Raw genomic sequence first — 19,967 nt, forward strand, 5'->3', positions numbered from 1 at the left:
CAAGGCCGCTGACCACAAGCAGATTGCTGGCGTTGTGCAGACCGACCAGCGGACTGTGCAGGCGCCAGCCGAGGCGTTCCTTTCTTTCATCCTGCCAGGAAAAATGCAGTTCCAGTCCGGAGGTATCGGCCTTCAGAATATCGGCGAGCAGGAAGGGGCGTCCGGCAAGGGGATAGCGTATGCCAACGCCCAGAGCCCGCGGAAATTCGTCAAGCAGACGCCGGCCGTATTCATCGTCGGCGTTCACAACCATGCGCTTGTCCGCCAGAGGGAAGTCCGCAAAGAGGGCGCGTTTGGCCTGAAAATAGGACTCCATGGTCTTGTGGTAGTCCAGATGATCCTGCGTGAGGTTGGTGAAGGCAGCGGCGCTGTACGGAATGCCCGCTATGCGCTTCTGATCGATGGAGTGGGAAGACACTTCCATGATCGCGGCACTCGCTCCGGCGTCGCGCATGGCTGCGAGGGAGCGGTGTATGGTCAGGCAGTCGGGCGTGGTGAGCGGCGCAGGCTGAGCGTGCCCGGGCCAGCGGTAGCTGATGGTTCCAAGAACGCCCGCGGCCAGGCCTTTGGAGCGGTAGAGATGTTCGAGGAGGTAGGCGCAGGTGGTCTTGCCGTTGGTTCCGGTCACGCCGATGACGGGTAATTTCAAAGCTTCCGTGCCGAAGTACGCTCCGGCAAGTGCGCCGAGTTCCGCCCGTGTGTCTTGCGTAAGACACCATTCGCGGGTGTCGGCGACAAGGTCGATGCCCAGTTTTGCAGCCTCTTCCTGGGAGGTGACGATGCACGAGGCTCCGTTTTCAAGGGCCATGCGGATGTATTCCGCTCTTCGGTCGGGCTGACCGGGTACAGCGGGAGGCAGAGCGACAAAGACATCGCCTGTACTTACCTTGCGGGAATCGATCCGTAGTTCAAGGCGTCTGTTGCGCAGCTTTTCACACAGCAAGGAAGGATGGATGAGCATGGTCACTCCTTTAATGATGTTTCCATGGCGGCGGGAGTGTCGGACAGCCACACTGTGCAGGAGGTACTTTCACCAAGAGATGCGCCCGGGGCGGGATCCTGTTTCACCACGAAGGAACCTTCCCCGGACACGGAGGGGAGTATACCCAGCTCTGCGCAGGCTTCCATGGCTCTGCGCAGACTCAGGCCCTGAACATCGGGCATGATGCCCGCTGCGGCCTGGGCCTTCTGCTGCTGCCGTGCTTTTTTTGCCTGTGCAGCACGGTATTTCGCCAGGTTGGCAAGGTAGATTTCGTCCTTTTTTCTCTGGACGGGATTGACGGAGGAGATCTTTTTGTCCGTCTGCGTCTGATCGAAGATCACGTCCGGAAGATAACCGCTGTAAGCCAGTGTGCGGGCGGCGACCTGCTGGAATACCGGCGCTGAGACCACCCCGCCGTAACTCGTGGTGGAGGGTTCGTCGATCATGACGTAGATGACGTAGCGCGGATTGTCGGCCGGGACGATACCGCCGAATGAGGCCAGGCGCTTGTTGGAATAGCCCTTGTTGTTCTTGGCGGCCTTCTGTGCCGTGCCGGTCTTTCCGGCCACGCGCACACCGGGGATGCGGGCGCGGGAACCCGTGCCGCCGCCGTCCACGACTTCTTCCATCATTTTCAGAACATCACGGGTGGCCTTTTTACTGAAGATGCGCTGGGAGTGTTCCACGTTCGAGGAGGATCCTTCCCTGTCCATGATGAGCCGCAGGGGACGAAATTCTCCGCCGTTGGCGAGGACGGTATAGCCCTGCAGCATCTGTATGCCGGTTACGGACACGCTCTGCCCGAAGGCCGAAGACATGAGGTCAAGCTCACTCCAGTCACGGGGTTTGCGCAGGATGCCTTTGGCTTCGTGTATGCCTATGCCCGTGCGCTGACCGAAATTCAGCTGTGACAGGTAGGAGTAGAATTTCGGTACGCCGAGCTGGAGCGCGATTTTGGCCACGCCTATGTTGCTGGAACGCGAGATTACCTCCGTGGCCGTAAGATTCCCGAAGGCATGGGTGTCATCGCGGATATTGGCGTATTTGGTGCGCCAGATGCCGTTTTCGCAAAAAATGACAGTCGAAGGTTCGATGGCTTTTTCTTCGAGTGCGGAGGCCATGAGAAAGGGTTTGAAGGTGGAACCCGGTTCCATGCTGTCGCCTGCGAGACGGTTGCGATAGAGGTCAAAGCTGGATTCGCGGTAATTGTTCGGATTGAAGAAGGGGTACTGTGCCCATGCCAGAATTTCTCCGCTACGGGAGTCTGCTACAAGGACGCCGCCCCACTTGGCCTTGCAGTCCTGCACGGCCTTCTGAAGCACATCTTCGGCGATGAACTGTATCTGGACGTCGATGGTGAGGGAAACATCTTCGCCGCGCTGTTCCTCGCGGGAAAGCTGCTGTCCGCTGAGGAGGCTTTCGGCCGCATTTCTTGAGAGGCGGCTTTTGACGCGGGTTCCGTGGAGAGTCTTGTCACAGGCAAGTTCCACGCCTTCCAGTCCATGATTGTCTATGCCTACAAAGCCAAGGAGCTGTCCGGCAAGATGCCTGTAGGGATAGACGCGTTCATATTCGCGGGAAAGGATAATGCCGGGAATGGCCTCTTTTTCGATGGCGGCTGCGGTGGCGTCGTCCACCTTGCGTTTCAGCCAGATGTAGGAGCGGTCTTTGCTGAAAATGGCGGTCAGGTCAGCGACGCTGCGTTTGAGAATGGGGGCCAGCCGTTTTGCCGCATCGTCGATGTCCTGCATGATGCGGGGATTGGCGTAGACGGATTGACAGTAGACACTCCGGGCGAGGATGCGGCCGTTGCGGTCGAGGATGTTCCCGCGTTCGCCTTCGATGGTCTCGGTACGGGAATGCTGCTGATCCGCATACATCTTATATTCGGGGCCGAGTACGATCTGCACCTGAAGGGCGCGGAACCAGAGCAGAAACCAGACGATCACGAAAAGAACGGCCGCATAGTGGAAACGCTGAGCGATCAGCCATGCCCAGGCGCTGCGCAGGCGCGAAAACAGCCCCTTGCCGGAGGCTGAAGGCGTACCGACAGGGCGGCGGCGATTGGAGCGCCGTCTTCCGGAGGAAGAAGAAAGGCTGAAGGACGACCGCTCACGCATGGCAGGTTACTTCTGTGCGGCTTTAAGGCGGCGGATCTGGCCGGGGTCGGCCATGCTCATGCCCATTTCTTCAGCGGTTTTGCCAAGGGCGTAGGGAGAGAGCAGACTGTCGCGTTCCACTTCAAGTTTTGCGATGTGGGCGAGGGCGGCGTCCTTCTGCCGAAGTATTCTTTGAATGGAGTAGGCCGTGTCGTTCCCGTCGATACTCAGCCAGGTAAGAGCCATGCCCAGCATGATGCTGAACATGACGGACAGGATGAGCATGAGGAACCAGCCTCCGGAACCGAGTGTGGCAACGTAGGATTTCATGACAGCTCCTTGTAGGGCGGCAGCTTTTCCACGATGCGGAGCCGGGCGCTGCCGGAACGGGGATTGTCCCGCAGTTCCTCTCTGCCGGGAACCACGGGTTTTTTGGTGATGAGTCTGGCTTCGGCGTGATGGCCGCACATGCAGCGGGGCAGATGGGGCGGACACAGGCAGTCCGTGCTCCAGGTGCGGAAGCGCTGCTTGACGAGACGGTCTTCCAGAGAATGGAAGGAGATGACGGCGAGCCGGCCTCCCACGGCAAGACGGGGCAGAATGGCGTCAAGAAAGCGTTCCAGCTGCCCAAGTTCGTCGTTTACGGCCATGCGTATGGCCTGAAAGGTGCGGGTGGCGGGGTGGCTGCGTGCTTCGGCGCGCCAGTGTGCGGGATAGGCTTGGGAAACAATGTCCGCAAGCTGCCCGGTCGTTTCGATGGGCGTACTCTGCCTGGCCTCGACGATGGCACGGGCTATGCGCTTTGCTTGCGGGTCTTCCCCGTACATTTCGATAATGCGGCGCAGGTCGTGAATGTCGGCATGGTTCACTACCGTCCAGGCGGATTCCAGCCAGGGTTCACGATCTTTGCGGGAGAGAGTGCCCATGTCCATGCGCATATCCAGCGGGGCGTTGCCGCGCAGCGAAAAGCCGCGCTCGGTTACGTCGAGCTGAAGGGAAGAAACGCCAAGGTCGAGCAGTGCGCCATCGATGTGTTCCCAGCCCAGTGCGTCCAGCGCAGCGGGAAAGGAGGCGTATTCCGAGGCAAAAAGGCGGCAGTGCCCGGCGTAGGGGGCAAGCCGCGCTGCGGCGCGTTCCAGGGCCTGCGGGTCGCGGTCGATTCCGCACAGCCATGCCCTGCCCTGCGTGCGTTCCATAAGGGCGGCGGAATGTCCTCCCAGCCCCAGTGTCCCGTCCAGATAGCGTCCGCCTGCACGCAGATTCAGCCCCGCGAGTACCTCATCGAGGAGCACGGAGACGTGGGCGGCGGTGGCGGGCGTGGCGTTCGGGGCGGAAAACATGGTGCGTCATGAAGGTTAGAGGGAGAAATCAATGCCGCTGGCAGCCAGCTCTTCCGTGACGCCTTCCAGATTGTCGGGCGTCATGGAGGCCCGCAGGGCGGCAGGGTTCCAGATTTCAAAGCGATCCACGAGACCGAGCACCACGGCTTCCCTGTCCAGACCAGCGTAGGCGCGATGATCGGGAGAGAGGAGGATGCGTCCGTGGGTGTCTGCCTTCTGCTTCTCCGCTCCGCCAATGACGAGCCTGCGGAAAGCACGGGCACGGGGCGACGGGTTGGGGATGCGCATGAATTTTTCTTCCAGCTCCGTCCAGTCCTTCCACGAGAAGGCAACGAGACAGCTGTCGTAGGTGGTGAGAACGAAGACCCCGGCTTCAGTAATAGCCTCAGAGACGGCTTCAGCCCCCGCCTTTTCGTGTGTCCCAGACGTTTGCAGCAACAGGGCATCGCGAAATTCCGGCGGCAGCATGAGACGGCCCTTTGGATCCAGACTGCGTGAGAATCTGCCTCTGAAGATCATGTGCTCCACTCTCTACCACTTTTTCCCACTTTTGCCCCCAAAGCCATCTTCCGTCAAGAGGTGAATCCGGTTTTCCCGCGCATTTTCCGAGAAAGTTCAAAAATGTTCCGGAAAGGCTCGTTCTGTGGGCGTGCTTGCGACTTTCAACAAGGTCGCCGCGCAGGGTTGGGAAAGACCCGTTGCATGGAACGCCGGGAAGCCTGGCGGTGGAACCCAGCCTCAAAGGAGCCGTGGCAGGAGAACGGGAGGGAAAAGGGGAGAGTCCTCCAAGGCGATGCGCACAAGAGCGGACGGAGGCGAAAGGAGAAGGCGTGAGAGAAGGGAGATGGCGGAAGGGAAAATGTACCGGTGCGGGGCGCTGCGCTTAGATCGCCGTATGGGTACGTTGCGGCGTTTCCGGCAGACGGACAGTCAAAGTAGTGGGAAAAGGTGGTAGGCCCTGCCTCTCGCTTTCAACGATGCACACGCAATGTCTCCGGCGGATAAGGAAAGGTTTCCCCCTTCCTCAACCTTGCAGAGCAGCGAGCGGCAGCGAACAGAGAGCGCGGTCGGCGTGTTTGTCCGGCTTTGCCGGCAAACATGGATACGCCACCGAAACGGGGAGAAATCGAGTGGAAGTAAGGACATGCGGAGTGCGACCGAGGGCAGCGAAACTGCACGAGGCGCGATCCCGCCCTTCCCGGCTCGTAGGCCGCAAAGATGCGCCGCGGGCAAAGCCGGACAAACGCGACCACCGTTCGCCAAATGCCGGCCAAAAAAAGGAAAGTGGATTTTTTGAGAAGCCGAAGAGACACGTTTTAAACTGGGTGCGCCAAGGCTTACAGCGCAAGGATTCGTTGACAGATATAGTGTCGATAAACCCCTGAAGCCGCAGGGATTCATCAACAGATATAGTGTCAACGAATTGTTGGTAATTCATACCCAAAAGAGCCTCTTTTAGCAAGAAATTTTTTCGGTACACGTTGCCGCCAGTTTCAAGAAAAAAATATTCTATAAATTCAACGTATTATAAAATTTAAGTCCGGCCATTTCGGTACTCATCGACACTATATCTGTCAATGAAGTGAACATACGCAAAGGGTGATGGATTTATGGTACGCGAGACCAAGGGCGGCGTTCCGGCCGCCGAATCGAACACCGTGCTGAATGCGGCTCCGCTGTTCAACAACTTTGTCCAGGAGCGCTATCTGCCTTTTGTCCAGCAGAACAAGCGCAGCTGGAAGGTGGATCGCGGCAACCTGCAGCGGCATATTCTGCCCTATCTTGGCGGGTACCGGCTCTCCGACATTACCGCCGAGACACTCCAGGGCTGGATTGATGCTCTCAGCCAAAGCGGGCTTGCGCACAGTACCTGTGTCCGCCAGTACTGGCTGGCCAAATACATCATGAACTGCGCCGCGCGCTGGGGATACCTGCCCGAGGACAGGGCGCTCAAGGCGCCCAGGTCGCTCAGGGTATCCACGGATCAAGGCCGTAGTCCTGTGTTGCTCAGCTCTTCCGAGCTTGACCGGCTCCTCGGCATCCTCAGGAAGTACCCGTACTGGTCCTCGGCCAACGCCATCTATCTGATGATTCTCACCGGAGCCTGCAAGTCCGAAATTCTCGGCCTTCGCTGGGAAGACGTGGACCTTGCCCGCGGCGTCCTCACCGTGACCGCGAACTTTACCGGACGGCAGCGGCTGATCCCGCTGAACAGCGAAGCGCAGAAGTTTATTGAAAAACTGCCGCGGCGCGAGGGCATCCCGTGGCTGTTCTTCACGAGCCTGGGGACGCATCTCACCTACATCACCCGCGACTGGTATCAGCTGCGCGATGAGTTCGGGCATCCTGAACTGCGTCTCCAGGACCTCAGACACTGCTTCGCGCACTTTCTCATAAACATAGGGATTCAGCGATCGGAACTGCGTCATATCATGGGACATTACCGACCGGAGGCGTTGGCCGAAAAGTATACAGCCGTCAATCATGCAGGAAAACCATGAAAAACCATACTCCCGCCATTTCCGTCATCATTCCCGTCTATAATGTCGAGAAGTATCTGAAGCGATGTCTGGACAGTGTCCTCAATCAATCCTTTCACGATATGGAGATTCTCTGCATCGACGATGGCTCCACGGATTCCTCATTGTCCATTCTCCGTGAATATGCTGCAAAGGATGCCCGCATAAACGTTCTTGCACAGGACAACCACGGTGTCTCCGCTGCGCGCAACGCCGGACTGGACTCGGCAAAAGGAACGTGGGTTTCCTTTGTGGACAGCGACGATGAAATCCTGCCCGGGATGTACGAAACGCTTTTGGCTCATGCCGGCGATGAGGATGCCCTATACTTCAGTGCGGAAGAATTCATCAGGGATGGAAAGTCCCTGAAACCTGTACACTCCGGTTATTTTGAGCTGGCCACTTCCGGCGTCACCACAGTGAACGATGACGAACTTTCCCGTTTTTCCATGGTGGTATGGGACAAGCTTTTTCTGCGGGAAAAGATCAAAAGCATCCATCTTCGTTTTCCCGAAGGCGTATGCTTTGAAGATAACGCCTTCGTTATCAATTTCTTTTCCCTGCATCGCAAGGTGCGCTTCGTTCAGAAAAAATTCTATCGCTACCTGCGCAGGGCCGACTCTCTTACCGGGCTGGTCAAGGCGAACAGGAACGGCATGGCTTTCGATTATATCCGTATTCTTGAGGTTATCCATTCCTTCTGGCTGACATGGAAACTACTGCCGGAAAAACAGGCCCTTTTTGAACAATTCTGTATTTTTTATTTACGCGCAGCCATAAAAATCTGTCAGGCATGGGAACGGCCGGGGCTGGTGTATGAGCTGGCCCGTTCACTGCATCTCTGGGAGCTGGAACCAAAAAGCAGATTGCTCAATGACCTGAAGAAAGGAAGATTGAGTATACGCACAGGACGATTCCCGGGAAAAGATGTCACCATGCTTCATACCCTGAGAGGTCTGGAAAAATTTTTCTATATTGGCAACCGGAACAATATGAAAATAGTGTGTCTTTTTTCCATGGAAATTGCACACTGGAAAAGAAACAAACATAGTTAATATGCCTTACAGCATTGTTATAAATATTTTTGCAAACATTCAGCCATCACATTGGAGACATTATGAAAGTAGCGATTCTGGCTGGGGGCTTCGGCACAAGGCTTGGGGAAGAAACGAACATACGCCCAAAACCCATGGTCGAGATAGGCGGAAAGCCCATTCTCTGGCACATCATGAAGATCTATTCCCATTACGGGTTCAATGACTTTGTGGTGCTGTGCGGGTACAAGCACGAGTACATCAAGGAATATTTCATGAATTACTTCATGAACAATTCCGATGTAACCTTCGACATCGCAAGCAACAGCGTCACCGTGCATGAAAAACGCGTGGAACCCTGGAAGGTGACGCTGCTGGATACCGGTCTGAAAACTTTCACCGGCGGACGCATCAAGCGGGCGCAGGAAATCCTCGAAGACGACACCTTCATGCTCACTTACGGCGATGGCGTTTCCAACGTGAACATCGCCGAGCTGGTGAACTTCCACAAGAAGGGCAAGCGCCTTGCCACTCTCACCGCCGTACAGCCGCAGGGCCGTTTCGGGGTGCTGGACGTGGACGAAAGCAGCACCATCCGTTCCTTCCAGGAAAAGCCCAGGACTGCCTCTTCCGCCTGGATCAACGCGGGCTTCTTCGTGCTGGAACCAAAAGTTTTCGACTACATCACCGAGGGCGACAGGACCGTCTGGGAACGTACTCCTCTCATGGGGCTTGCCCGTGACGGAGAACTCAAGGCCTACAAGCACGGCGGATTCTGGCATCCCATGGACATGCTCAAAGACAAGATAGAACTCAACGAAATGTGGGATTCGGGCAAGGCTCCGTGGAAAGTGTGGGAGTAGTTCCAGATGAGTGACGTACTGGTTACAGGCTATACCGGTTTTATCGGAACGGCAGTCACGAAAGAACTGTTGTCCCGAGGCTGGAGGGTAACGGGCATTTCCCGAAAAAGTATGCTGCCGCAGCATGAAAGCCTGACACAGGTTAACCTTGATCTGCTCGATCTTTCCGCAGTGGAACGCTTTTTCAGTGCGAACAGCTTTGAAGCCATGCTGCATCTTGCCTGGTATCTCGGCCCCAAATGCCATGTTCACGACATCAACATGGACTGGCTCGCTGTCTCCCTGCACCTTCTGCGCTGCTTCCAGCAGGCAGGCGGCAGGATATTTCAGGCCAACGGAACCGTTTCCGAATACGATTTTTCCTTCGGCTGCCTTTCGGAAGAAAAAACACCTCTGAACAACGCTTCCCTGCATGGGCAGTGCAAGGCCGCGCTGTACCACACTGCGCAGGCCTTCTGCGGTCAGCACGGGATGACCTTCAAATGGCCGCGGGTGTTCAACCTTTACGGGCCGGGGGAAAGAACGTCGCGCCTCGTGCCCAGCGTGATTCTTTCTGCCCTCCGGGGCGAAGACATCAAGGTAAGCGAATGCCTTCAGATACAGGATTACCTTCATGTCGCGGATACTGCCGCGGGCATAGTCGAGGTGTTTGAAAGCGACGCCGCTGGAGCCGTGAACATCTGTTCCGGTACACCCGTTCGTCTGCGTTCCATCGTTGAAAGCCTTGTCGAACTCACCAGCTTTCATGGGAACGTGCTCTGGGGGGCGATCCCCGGAGCTCTCGAATTTCCCCTCATCGTGGGCTCTAACCAGAAACTCAGGAGTCTCGGCTGGGCTCCCCGCGTTTCTCTGCAAGACGGATTGAAACAAACCATAGCGTGGTGGAGAAAGCAGTATGTATCATGATTGCTATAAGGGAAAAACCGTACTGGTCACGGGTCATACCGGGTTCAAGGGATCATGGCTGTCCATCTGGCTGACCATGATGGGTGCGAAGGTGGTGGGGTATGCCCAGGATCCTTCCTCGGAAAAAGGCAATTTTTCCGCGTGCCGCCTGCATGAGAAACTCTATGCCGACCTGAGGGGCGACATTCGCGATTTCGAAGAGCTGAACGCCGCTGTTGAACAATACCAGCCCGAGTTCATCTTCCATCTGGCTGCCCAGGCGCTTGTCCGCACGGCCTATCAGTTACCGCGCCAAACCTATGAAACCAATCTCCTGGGCTCTCTGAACGTCCTGGAATGCGTCCGCCGCCATGCCTGCGTGAAGAACGTCATCATGATCACGTCTGACAAATGCTATGAAAACGTCGAACAGATCTGGGGGTACAAGGAAACGGATCGCATGGGCGGCTACGATCCTTACTCTTCCTCCAAGGGCTGTGCCGAGCTCATGATTTCCTCGTACCGCAAATCCTACTTCAATCCCGAAAACTATGCAGAACACGGGCGCTGCATCGCCAGCGTGCGCGCAGGTAACGTCATCGGTGGGGGCGACTGGTCAGACAACCGACTCATCCCTGACTGCATACGATCCATCGAGGCGGGCAAGGATATAGAAATACGCAGTCCCCATGCCACGAGGCCCTGGGAACATGTGCTGGAACCCCTTTCCGGGTATCTCCGCCTCGGTGAAAAAATGCTGGAAGACCCTGTCCGTTATGCTGACAGTTTCAACTTCGGCCCTCATATCTCCGCCAACAAGACGGTGTTTGAAGTTGTGAGCCGTCTTGTGGACTACTACGGCCGCGGCCGCGTAGTGGACGCTTCCGTCCCCGGAGCCGTGCACGAAAACACGCTGCTCAATCTGGACGTCACCAAGGCTTATGTCATGCTGGACTGGGAAGCCCTCTGGGGGCTGCAGGAAGCGGTGGAAAAAACCGTAGACTGGTACAGGCAGGCGCTGCATTCCGACGACATGTATGACTTCTGTGTCAAACAGATTATGGAACACGGAGAACACCTTGTCCGGTAATCTTATTCTCGGCGCAGGCATTGCCGGCATCTCGGCGGGCTATCACGCAAAGAAAGCCGGAATCCGGTCTGTCATCTATGAAAAAGATGGCGACTGGGGCGGTCTGTGCGGCAATTTTACCATAAATGGCTTCCGTTTCGACAGGTTCGTTCACTTCTCCTTTGCCCCCGATGCGGCGGATAGGAAATTCTTTGCCGGAACTCACGGCATGTACGAGCATGTTCCTTTTCCCGGCAGCTACTATCACGGCTGCTGGCTCAGACATCCGGCACAGAACAACCTTGCGCCGCTGTCACCCTCCGAAAAGGTGAACATCATCGCCGATTTTATCGCCCGTCCGCAAAAGTCCTGCGAGGATATCGCCCAATACGATGAATGGCTGCGCGTGCAGTACGGCAGCTATTTTGCGGAGCACTTTCCCTTTGCCTATACCAGAAAATATTGGGGTGTGGAGGCTTCCGAACTGGAAACGCGGTGGGTCGGCGTGCGGATGTACTCCCCCGACCTCAGGCAGGTGCTCAAAGGATCCTACGAGACGCAGGACGAGTGCTTCTATTTTGCCAAAAAAATGTTCTATCCCAGAAAAGGCGGTTTCCGCAGTATTCTGAACGGATGCCGGGAAGGGCTGGACATACGGCTGAACAAGAAGGTCGTGCACATCGATGTGAAACGGCGTGAGGTGACTTTTGCCGATGGTTCCAGTGCCGGGTATGAAAGGCTCATCTCCACGCTGCCGCTTCCGGAAATCGTGACCATGCTCGATGACGTGCCGCGGGCCGTCCGTGAGGCAGTTTCCGGCCTGCATCACACCTGCGGCTATCAGGTTTCACTCGGTTTTCACAGGCCGGATGTGGCGAAACATCTGTGGTTCTACATCTATGATGAAGATATCCCGCCCGCCCGCGTCTATTCGCCGAACCTGAAGTCGCCCGACAACGTCCCCGAGGGCTGCAGCGCTCTTCAGGCAGAGGTGTTCTATGACCATCGCTCCGTCATCCCTCCCGCGGGGGATGTCCTGGAAAAGACCGTGACCGCCATGACCGGCATGGGCCTGTTCGATAAAAAGGACATCGCCGTCTGCGACATCCGTTTCGAGCCATACGCCAACATCACCTTTACACCCGGCATTTATGAAAAAAGGGCGCTTGTTCGCCATTACCTCAAAAGCCTCGGCATAGAAAGCATCGGCCGCTTCGGCAAATGGGACTACGTCTGGACCCATCAGGCCTTTGCCGACGGCAGGGAGACAGCATGAAGAAAGTTCTTGTCACCGGGGCCTCCGGTCTTATTGGTTCCGCCGTCATCCCCTTCCTGAAGGAGCGTGGCTTCGAGCTGTACGCCCTGTCCACAAAGCGTTCCGAAACTGCCGATGGCGTATGCTGGCTGAAGGGCGACCTGTTCGATCGGGAGACCATGGAAGATATCCTCGCCAAGGTCAGGCCGGAATACCTTCTTCACCTGGCGTGGCAGAGTACTGGAAACTTCGATGGCAGTAGCAACTACGAATTTCTTGCAGCATCAGTGAACCTGCTGGAAGCCTTTGCCGGCCATGGCGGGAAACGTGTGGTCATGGCGGGAACCTATGCGGAGTACGGATATCAGGAAGGCGTGCTGGAAGAATCACGCCCCGCCGAACCCATCAATGCCTACAGCCGCTGCAAGTCCTCCCTGTGCGATGCCGCACAGGACTTCTGCTCCCGCAAGGGCCTGTCCTTTGGCTGGGCGCGTATCTTTTCCGTGTACGGCCGGGAAAGTGACCCCAGGCGTCTCACGGCCGACGTCATCCATCATCTGAACCGTGACGAAACGGTGACCATCCGCAGTGGAAGCCTGATCCGGGACTATATCTATGTCAAGGACGCTGGAGCAGCCCTTGCCTGCCTCCTCGACGGCAAGACGAAAGGCATCGTCAATATCTGCACGGGAAAGGGCACGTCCATTCACGATTATGTGATGACCCTGGCCCGTGCCATGCATAAGGAAGACCTTGTTCGCTTTGAGGAGCAGGACAGCAGCCAGCAGACCGTGGTTGTGGGAAGCTGCGTGCGCCTGAATCAGGAAGTTGGCTTTACCCCGGTCTGGACCATGGAGGACGCCGTGCAGGAAATAGTGGCCGGCAGCCTGCCGGAAGAGGCCAGGCCGGCATATTCCAAAGGCCTGGTGTCCGTGCTTCTGAGCATTTACAACGTAGAGGAATATCTGGAAGAATGCCTCGACAGCCTTCTCCGGCAAAGTTACACCAACCTTGAAATCATCTGTGTGAACAACGGTTCCCCCGATGGATGTGCCGCCATTCTGGAACGCTACGCAGCAAAGGACGACCGCATCAAAATTGTCACACTCAAGGAAAACAGGAAACTCTGCGGAGGCCGTAATGCCGGTCTCGATCATGCGTCCGGCGAATATATCTGTTTTGTTGATCCCGACGACTGGGTGGAAGAAGAGTACATTAAAAGCATGGTCGATGCCATAGAGACCAAAAAGGATCCCGACGGCAAGGAATATCAGCTTATTGTAAATTACAATTTTATAAATTATACTATTATTAATAATAATATAAAAATATTATATGGTGATAATATAAATGGTGGACATATTAGTTTAAATAATATTAATAAGGATACAACATTAGAAACAAATGTTCCGATGTGGGGGAGGCTGTATAGAGCATCGTTTCTTCAAAAATACAAGATACGCTTTCTTGACGGTTTTCAGACCGACAATATTCCCTATGCCCAAAAGCTCCTGGCTCACATGGGTTGCTTTTATGGGATTAATACAACAGAATACAAACAATCCTGTTATTGGAGGAGAATGCTCTCAGAGCATGGAGCTCTGACCGACACCGTACTTTATAAAAATATGGAAATTCCCGACTGCCTTGAAAATTTGTATGACTATTTAAAAGCGTATCATTTGGAGAAGAAGCTAAGAGTAATGTTTTTCAATCTATTTATACTATGCTTTCCTTGTCATAAAGATATGCCTGGATATTATTTGCGTTTCAAACATCTTGCTGAAAAAATGGAAAAGGACATCAAGACTCTTGATGTTTATAACCAGGATGATATAAATCTCTGCAATCTGCTTATCTATACGAATAATTTTTTTCAGTTCTGTGATATTTATTTCAGACCTGCTCCAATAGAAAATAATCAATATACATTCAAAATAAAACTTTTTAATAAAATTACATTGTTCAAGAAAAAATACTTAATTCAAAAAACATATTATCATCTCTTTGGTGTTCCTTTGATAAAGACAAGAGTACGGACAAACAGACAAGTCGTTTGTTATTTATTTAAGTGTATACCAATATTCACCATATCACGATAGCGTGTTGATTATTTTATTTACTCATTGATGACAGTAGTCGTTACAGGAGCAGGTATGAAAACTTTTGATTTCACAATTCATCATATGCGTGCCATTACTATTTTGTTTATTATATTTCTGCATTGTCTCAACCCGCTGTGGATGAGCAATCAGGCAAAGGCAGAATTTTTATTACTTTTTAAATATGTTCTGTTTGGAGCCTCATCAGGTATATTTGCATTTATAAGTGGTTACTTGTTTTATCATTTGGAACATGAAAAATTATCACTGTGTGTTCCATACTTAAGATTTTTCTGGTTCAGAAAAGTTTGCAATTTATTCTTTCCAATGATATGTACATCCTTTATCATATTAGGAATATGTATCTATGGTTTTAATTTGAATTTTTCGGGATGGTTTACTGCAATTCCTCTAAAACCTGTTCCTGATGACATGCTTAATCTTATAATGTATATTTTGCTCGGGGGGGGGCAGTCTGTATTCTGGTATATTCCTTTTTGCTTATTATGTTTCTTTATTAGTCCGTTTATTATAAAATTAAATAATAAAACATTCATATTAATTTCAAGTATATTATTTATTATTCCATTTTTTATTGGAAGAAATATAAATGGTTTTTTCTATTATACTTGGAATGGGCATATTGTATTTTTAAGGCTATTTTTATATCATTTCCCCTTTTTTATATTTGGAATACTATTCTCAAAATATAAAACTATCATTGTTCCTCATTTTAAATATAATTTTATTTCACTGGTTGTATCATTTTTTATTTTAGAAATGATCATATTTGTCTTGCTTGTATGGTTTCCAAAATTTAGATATTTTGACAATATTGTACATTCATTTATATATTTAAAAACATTAATATTTATTCCAATTCTTTATATTGCTCTCGAAAAAATAAATAAAAGAAAGTTTCTTCTTGATACAATTGCATCATATTCTTTTTGCCTGTATTTTTTTCATTGTTTTGTTTTACAAGTATATATTATATTATCAGGTCCATTAATCAATAAATTTACACATCATAATTCATTTTTATGTGTACTGACAAGTGTGCTTCTGATTGTCATTACAATATTAACTATTATTACCATAGGTTATATTATCAAGCGTATTTTTGGAAAATATTCAAGATGGATTATCGGCGCATAATCCTCAATAACTAGTTCTTTATGTGCATCCAGGCACGTCAGGAAGTCTTGTCCTCCCTGGAGCGCCTGTTTTGCGCATTCTGCCGCTCTCGACATTTACGGGAAAAAGGGGCAAACTTCGCGCATACAGGCACGGAGCCGGGATCATCGGGTGGTTTTCGGCTCCGCGCATCGCTTTTTTAAGGAAGACTTGTCATGCGTACAAAAATTGTTGCCACTATCGGGCCGGCGTCCAACAGCCGGGAAACCATCGCCCAAATGGCTGAAGCGGGCGTTTCCATCTTTCGGCTGAACTTTTCTCATGGAAATTTCGAGTTTTTCAAGGAAGTCGTTGCCCATATCCGCGACGTGGAAAAGGAATGCGGGCGGCCACTGACCATCATGCAGGATCTGCCCGGACCCAAGATCCGCGTGGGCATCCTGCCGGAAGGCAAGATCACCCTGAACCGCGGGGACATGGCCGTCCTAGGCCGCGAACGCAGGGAAAAGGAGGAGCTGCCCTTCATACCCTTCGACCATCCCCGCATCCTCGCCGCCCTTAATCCCGGCGACATGCTGGTGCTGGCCGATGGAGGCCTTGAATTCCGCGTGGAGGAGAAGCTGGAGAACGAGCGCTTCTCGCTCATCGCTCTGGAGGCCGGAACCATTTACTCCCGCAAAGGACTGGCCTTGCCCGGCAAGGCTCTGGCGCTGCCCGCCATCACGGAACAGGATCGGGAAAAACTGGCTCTGGGCATGGAACTCGGTGTGGACGCCGTGGCTATTTCCTTTGTGCAGACCGTGAATGACGTCCTCCAGCTCAAAGCTCTGATCCACGCCTACGGGCGCGACGACATCCCCGTGGTCGCCAAGCTCGAGCGCCAGAACGCGGCCGTGGACAATCTGGAAGAGATCGTCAAGGCAACGGATATCGTCATGGTGGCCCGCGGCGATTTGGGCGTGGAATGCCCCATGCCCGAACTTCCCGCACTGCAAAAGCACATTATCCACACCTGCAACCGCGCGGGCAAGCCCGTCATCGTGGCCACGCAGATGCTGCTCTCGATGGTGAACTCTCTTCTTCCTACCCGCGCCGAGGTCACGGACGTTGCCAACGCCGTTCTCGACGGCGCGGACTGCGTGATGCTCTCCGAAGAGACAGCCGCCGGGAATCATCCCGTGGAAGCGGTGAACTACATGCGCAAGATCACCGACGAGGCGGAAAAGTACCTGCTTTCCCGGCATAACTTCATACGCCCTGAGGATGCGGATACGTCCCGCTTCCTGGCCTATACCGCCTGCCTGCTTGCACAGAGTACCAACGCCTGCGCGATTGTGGCCCATTCCGTCACCGGCGGTGCGGCGCGTATGCTCGCGGAAAACCGTCCGCAGCAGACAATCTACGCCCTGACGCCCAACACGGTGGTGGAACACGCCCTGAACTTCGTCTGGGGGGTGCAGCCGTTCTTCCTGCCCAGCGGCGACAGCAGCATTTCCCATCTGCGCCGCGTCCAGAGCTTCATCGCCGCCAGCAGCCGTTTCCCCGCCGGAGAGGACATCGTCATCACGGCCGGGGAATACGCATCGGGTGAACAGATCCGCCGCACCAATCTGGTGAAGATCTACCACAAGTAGGGCTTCTTCCTTTTTGCAGGCACACCTGCTACTATGGCCCTGTGTCGATCGATGCAGGGCTTTTTCGTCAAAAGCTCCCTTGGGGCTTGAAATCTCCCCCTTGGGGGAAAAGAGCAGTGGACAAAACGGCGAAATCTCAAATATCCTTTTCTGTACCCCCTATCTCAGGGAAGGAACCGCCCGCACGCTTTCTCTCTGCCGGCTGCGATGTCAGGCGGAAGCGAGGGCTGACTGTGGATCGAAACAGGAAGAAGAGCTAAGGACAGAGCGATGGAAAGGAACAGCGCTGCTTCCATGCCTGCGATTATGCCGGCACTTCCAGACGGGAGTCCTCCCGAACTTTCGCCCCGGGACAGGCTTGTCATCCTTCTGGCTTCGGCCGCACAGCCGGGAGGTCGCCTTTCTGCGGAAGCATGGAAAAGGGCTTCGGATGCGCTGGAAGCCGTGTTCGGTCCCGCATCTGCCAAGGACGCTTCCCTGGCAGCTTCTGAAGCAGATGAGGAGAAGCGCCGCGAGTTCTTCCTGCTCAGAACGCGCTTTCACGCGGCGCTGCTTCGTGACCCGCTGCCGCCCGCCCAGTTTTCCGCCGGTCAGGAACTGGCCGGAGATCTTGCAGCGCTCCCCCCGGAAAGGGCGGAAGCGTATGTTCAGGCCCTTCGGGAACTCGCTCCGGAATATGCGGAGATTTTGGAACTCCCTCTGCCGGAAGCCGCTGGCCGGAAGTCACGTCTCGGCGAGACCTGGAAAAAGGGGGTGGACAGTCTGCCCGGCGTGGGAGCCTGGAAGGAACTTTTCGGCGAGGAAGACGCAGCGGACACGCGAGGCGTCATCATGGAGAACGGCGCGGCCGTCCCCAGAAAAAAGCGCCGGGACATTCTCCCGCCGGTATGGAAGCGGCAGGTGGAGCACTTGTCCTCTTTCCTGTCCGAGACGGGGAAGCGCTGGGGGGGTGTGGCCGAAGATGTGGCTCACAGTGCCGCTTCCCGGTATCAGGGTGCGGCACGCTGCCTGAGCGATCTTCAGCGGCAGCGCCTGTTTTCCCTGATGCGGCGCAGGCCCTCGGCCGCGGCCCTGCGTTTCCGTGCCGCCGATACAGCCGCGGAGTCGCTGAAACAGGCGGCCCTTGAGAGCGGCGCCTGGCAGACAGCCGCAAACGTGCAGGAGCTGCGCTGCCTCATGGAGGAGCAGCCGTTTACCGTCGTGCTCGTGGGAGAGGGGAAGCGGGGAAAAAGTTCACTCGTCAACGCACTCCTTGGCAAAGCGCTCTCGCCAGTGCGCGAATCCGCTCCGGAGACTGCGGCGGTCGCCCGTTTTCGCTGGGGCACGTCTTTTTCCGGAACGGTTTCCTTCCTCGGTGAAGACGAGTGCGAACACCTTCAGGCCTGCCTTGAAGCGGAGAAGTCCTCCCCGGAAAGCGCGCTGAAACTTCAGCGCATGGCCAGGGCGCGTCCGCCGGGCGGGACGTTGGAACTGCGTTCGGAAGACAGGATAAGAGCCTTTCTTTCTGCGGAGGAAGAGGACAGTCTGTTCGCCGCTTCCGTGGACGTTGTACTTCCCGCGCCTTTGCTTGAAAAGGGGCTGGTGCTCGTGGATACGCCGGGGCTGAACGCCACGGATCCCGTGCAGAACTATCTTTCCTTTGAGGAATGCCTGTCTGCGGACTGCCTTGTTTTTGTTGTGGACGCACGGCGTCCCGAATCCTTGTCCGAGCAGGAGCTGCTTCATCAGCTGGCGGAATCGGGTCGGGCGGCTTCAGTCATCGGCGTTGTCACCGGCGTGGATCGGCTGAATGAAAAGGACAGCCGCCAGGAGGCCATGCAGCGGGCTGGTATGCTCATGGACGTTGCCGCGGCTTCCGGCATGAAGGTGCTGGGGCTTCTGGCGATCAATGCCCGCGAGGCGATGGAACAGCGCTGCGGAAACCCCAGGCGGAGCGGTGGAGCGGCATTCCGGCAATTGTGTTCGCTCATCGAACGCGCCGCCGCAGACAAGAACCTTTCCGCCGAACGGGTTGAGCGTCTGCGCGAAAAAGGGCTGGCCCTGGTGCAGGCCGCCAAACGGGATGCCGAAGCCATGCTTGTGCGTGAAGGTGCGCAACTTCCCGATCCCCGGCATATTGAGCTGCTGCGCAGTCATGCCGACCGGCTGGAAGGCGTGCTGCATTCGTGTTCCGAGCAGGTGTGGGCCATCGTGAATTCCGCCGCCATCGACATGGACGCCTGGCGCAGGGAGCAGGAACGCGCCCTTGACGCCTGGCAGGAAAGGACAGTGCAGCGTGTCATGGATGCGGCAGGCCGTCATGCGGACGCACTGGGCTTTTCCGGGATGTTCCGGGCCAGAAACTGGAAAACCTTTGACGAGACGGACGTGCCCCGCATTGCCCGCCAATGTCTGGAAGAACTGCTGGCAGAGCGTCGCGAGGTGCAGAACGACTGGAACGAGAAGCTGCACCAGTTCGGCCAGCGGCTGGAGGAACTTTCCCTGCTGTGTCTGGATGCCGTGACCGCGGGACAGAGTGAACTTCAGGGGATTAGCGATGTGCCCTTCAGTCAGGAACGCTGGTTTTTCCACGCCAATTCCGTGATGAAGAAGCTGGGGCTGGTGGCCGCGGCCGTCATGATACGGCGCGGCGCTGGTCTCGGCGTGGGGATAGTGCTCGGCAACATGGGCTGGTGGGCACTCCTGCCCGCAGCTGTGGCCGGAAGCGTGGTCTGGACGCTGATGCGTCTTGGAAGTCCAACGCGCTGCCGCCGTATTTTTCTGGAAAGGAAGGAAGCCGCCGTAAAAAGCTGGACCAGGGCACAGCGCACCCGACTGGATGAAGTGCTCGGCGAAAATCTGGAAGAGCTGACTTCAGCATACAGCAGAGCCGTAAACGCGGGATTTCTCCCTGCCATGAGTGTGCTTGGCGAAGAAACGGCGGCTTTGCGTACCTATCTTGGCGTTCTGCAAAAGATCCGGGACGGCGCACAGAATGAGGCCGAACGCCTGGTGCTGAAGTCCGGCGAGCTGGAAACGGCGCTTCAAAGTCTTGGCAATGCCTGAAAG

At 54.8% G+C, this 19,967-nt stretch carries 15 protein-coding genes; 10 read left to right on the forward strand and 5 right to left on the reverse strand.

Annotated features, from left to right (window positions below):
• From Q0Z94_RS03935 to Q0Z94_RS03955, 5 genes are all read right to left on the reverse strand, one after another.
• The coding region (locus Q0Z94_RS03935) for a Mur ligase family protein (RefSeq protein WP_298067718.1) at positions 1–961 on the reverse strand (961 nt) is incomplete at its 3' end.
• A gap of 2 nt (positions 962–963) precedes the next feature.
• Complete coding sequence (locus tag Q0Z94_RS03940; RefSeq protein ID WP_298067719.1) at positions 964–3,102, reverse strand: penicillin-binding protein; 2,139 nt, start codon at positions 3,100–3,102, stop codon at positions 964–966.
• A 6-nt stretch (positions 3,103–3,108) separates the two neighbouring features.
• Positions 3,109–3,411, reverse strand: coding sequence for a hypothetical protein (locus tag Q0Z94_RS03945; RefSeq protein WP_298067720.1), 303 nt, complete (start codon positions 3,409–3,411; stop codon positions 3,109–3,111).
• The gene (rsmH, locus tag Q0Z94_RS03950; RefSeq protein ID WP_298067721.1) at positions 3,408–4,421 is read right to left on the reverse strand and encodes a 16S rRNA (cytosine(1402)-N(4))-methyltransferase RsmH; all 1,014 of its coding nucleotides are present in this window, start codon (positions 4,419–4,421) and stop codon (positions 3,408–3,410) included. The genes Q0Z94_RS03945 and rsmH overlap by 4 nt, the downstream gene beginning before the upstream one ends.
• A gap of 15 nt (positions 4,422–4,436) precedes the next feature.
• Positions 4,437–4,940, reverse strand: coding sequence for a division/cell wall cluster transcriptional repressor MraZ (locus Q0Z94_RS03955; protein WP_298067722.1), 504 nt, complete (start codon positions 4,938–4,940; stop codon positions 4,437–4,439).
• 1,091 nt (positions 4,941–6,031) lie between these two features.
• Here Q0Z94_RS03955 and Q0Z94_RS03960 point away from each other — a divergent pair.
• The 10 genes from Q0Z94_RS03960 (at position 6,032) to Q0Z94_RS04005 (ending at position 19,964) form a co-directional block, all read left to right on the forward strand.
• Positions 6,032–6,922, forward strand: a complete 891-nt coding sequence (locus tag Q0Z94_RS03960) for a site-specific integrase (RefSeq protein WP_298067723.1) — start codon at positions 6,032–6,034, stop codon at positions 6,920–6,922.
• Complete coding sequence (locus Q0Z94_RS03965) at positions 6,919–7,995, forward strand: glycosyltransferase (RefSeq protein WP_298067724.1); 1,077 nt, start codon at positions 6,919–6,921, stop codon at positions 7,993–7,995. The genes Q0Z94_RS03960 and Q0Z94_RS03965 overlap by 4 nt, the downstream gene beginning before the upstream one ends.
• A 62-nt stretch (positions 7,996–8,057) precedes the next feature.
• Positions 8,058–8,837: a glucose-1-phosphate cytidylyltransferase gene (gene rfbF, locus Q0Z94_RS03970; RefSeq protein ID WP_298067725.1), complete on the forward strand. Its 780-nt coding sequence runs from the start codon at positions 8,058–8,060 to the stop codon at positions 8,835–8,837.
• 6 nt (positions 8,838–8,843) lie between these two features.
• Entirely contained in the window at positions 8,844–9,743 is a 900-nt protein-coding gene (locus Q0Z94_RS03975) for an NAD(P)-dependent oxidoreductase (RefSeq protein WP_298067726.1), read from the forward strand.
• Positions 9,733–10,812, forward strand: coding sequence for a CDP-glucose 4,6-dehydratase (gene rfbG, locus Q0Z94_RS03980; protein WP_298067727.1), 1,080 nt, complete (start codon positions 9,733–9,735; stop codon positions 10,810–10,812). The genes Q0Z94_RS03975 and rfbG overlap by 11 nt, the downstream gene beginning before the upstream one ends.
• A complete protein-coding gene (locus Q0Z94_RS03985) occupies positions 10,802–12,067 on the forward strand; it encodes an FAD-dependent oxidoreductase (RefSeq protein WP_298067728.1) in 1,266 nt (421 codons plus the stop codon). Before rfbG ends, Q0Z94_RS03985 begins: the two co-directional genes overlap by 11 nt.
• A complete protein-coding gene (locus Q0Z94_RS03990) occupies positions 12,064–14,148 on the forward strand; it encodes an NAD-dependent epimerase/dehydratase family protein (protein ID WP_298067729.1) in 2,085 nt (694 codons plus the stop codon). The genes Q0Z94_RS03985 and Q0Z94_RS03990 overlap by 4 nt, the downstream gene beginning before the upstream one ends.
• Before the next feature lie 54 nt (positions 14,149–14,202).
• Complete coding sequence (locus tag Q0Z94_RS03995) at positions 14,203–15,306, forward strand: acyltransferase (RefSeq protein WP_298067730.1); 1,104 nt, start codon at positions 14,203–14,205, stop codon at positions 15,304–15,306.
• A gap of 194 nt (positions 15,307–15,500) precedes the next feature.
• Positions 15,501–16,919, forward strand: a complete 1,419-nt coding sequence (gene pyk / locus Q0Z94_RS04000; RefSeq protein ID WP_298067731.1) for a pyruvate kinase — start codon at positions 15,501–15,503, stop codon at positions 16,917–16,919.
• Positions 16,920–17,213: 294 nt separating this feature from the next.
• Positions 17,214–19,964 (forward strand): dynamin family protein, encoded by a 2,751-nt coding sequence (locus tag Q0Z94_RS04005; protein WP_298067732.1) that lies wholly within the window; start codon positions 17,214–17,216, stop codon positions 19,962–19,964.
• Positions 19,965–19,967 lie beyond the last annotated feature (3 nt).

The organism is uncultured Mailhella sp., from assembly GCF_947631555.1.
Classification (GTDB): domain Bacteria; phylum Desulfobacterota; class Desulfovibrionia; order Desulfovibrionales; family Desulfovibrionaceae; genus Mailhella.

Excerpts from the sequence above, each read along its gene's own strand:
- rfbG (WP_298067727.1), top strand. The coding sequence starts at position 9,733 with ATGTATCATGATTGCTATAAGGGAAAAACCGTACTGGTCACGGGTCAT.
- Q0Z94_RS03960 (WP_298067723.1), top strand. The coding sequence starts at position 6,032 with ATGGTACGCGAGACCAAGGGCGGCGTTCCGGCCGCCGAATCGAACACC.
- rfbF (WP_298067725.1), top strand. The coding sequence starts at position 8,058 with ATGAAAGTAGCGATTCTGGCTGGGGGCTTCGGCACAAGGCTTGGGGAA.
- Q0Z94_RS03955 (WP_298067722.1), bottom strand. The coding sequence starts at position 4,940 with ATGATCTTCAGAGGCAGATTCTCACGCAGTCTGGATCCAAAGGGCCGT.
- Q0Z94_RS03940 (WP_298067719.1), bottom strand. The coding sequence starts at position 3,102 with ATGCGTGAGCGGTCGTCCTTCAGCCTTTCTTCTTCCTCCGGAAGACGG.
- Q0Z94_RS03995 (WP_298067730.1), top strand. The coding sequence starts at position 14,203 with ATGAAAACTTTTGATTTCACAATTCATCATATGCGTGCCATTACTATT.
- rsmH (WP_298067721.1), bottom strand. The coding sequence starts at position 4,421 with ATGTTTTCCGCCCCGAACGCCACGCCCGCCACCGCCGCCCACGTCTCC.
- Q0Z94_RS03965 (WP_298067724.1), top strand. The coding sequence starts at position 6,919 with ATGAAAAACCATACTCCCGCCATTTCCGTCATCATTCCCGTCTATAAT.
- pyk (WP_298067731.1), top strand. The coding sequence starts at position 15,501 with ATGCGTACAAAAATTGTTGCCACTATCGGGCCGGCGTCCAACAGCCGG.
- Q0Z94_RS03945 (WP_298067720.1), bottom strand. The coding sequence starts at position 3,411 with ATGAAATCCTACGTTGCCACACTCGGTTCCGGAGGCTGGTTCCTCATG.
- Q0Z94_RS03990 (WP_298067729.1), top strand. The coding sequence starts at position 12,064 with ATGAAGAAAGTTCTTGTCACCGGGGCCTCCGGTCTTATTGGTTCCGCC.
- Q0Z94_RS03975 (WP_298067726.1), top strand. The coding sequence starts at position 8,844 with ATGAGTGACGTACTGGTTACAGGCTATACCGGTTTTATCGGAACGGCA.
- Q0Z94_RS04005 (WP_298067732.1), top strand. The coding sequence starts at position 17,214 with ATGCCTGCGATTATGCCGGCACTTCCAGACGGGAGTCCTCCCGAACTT.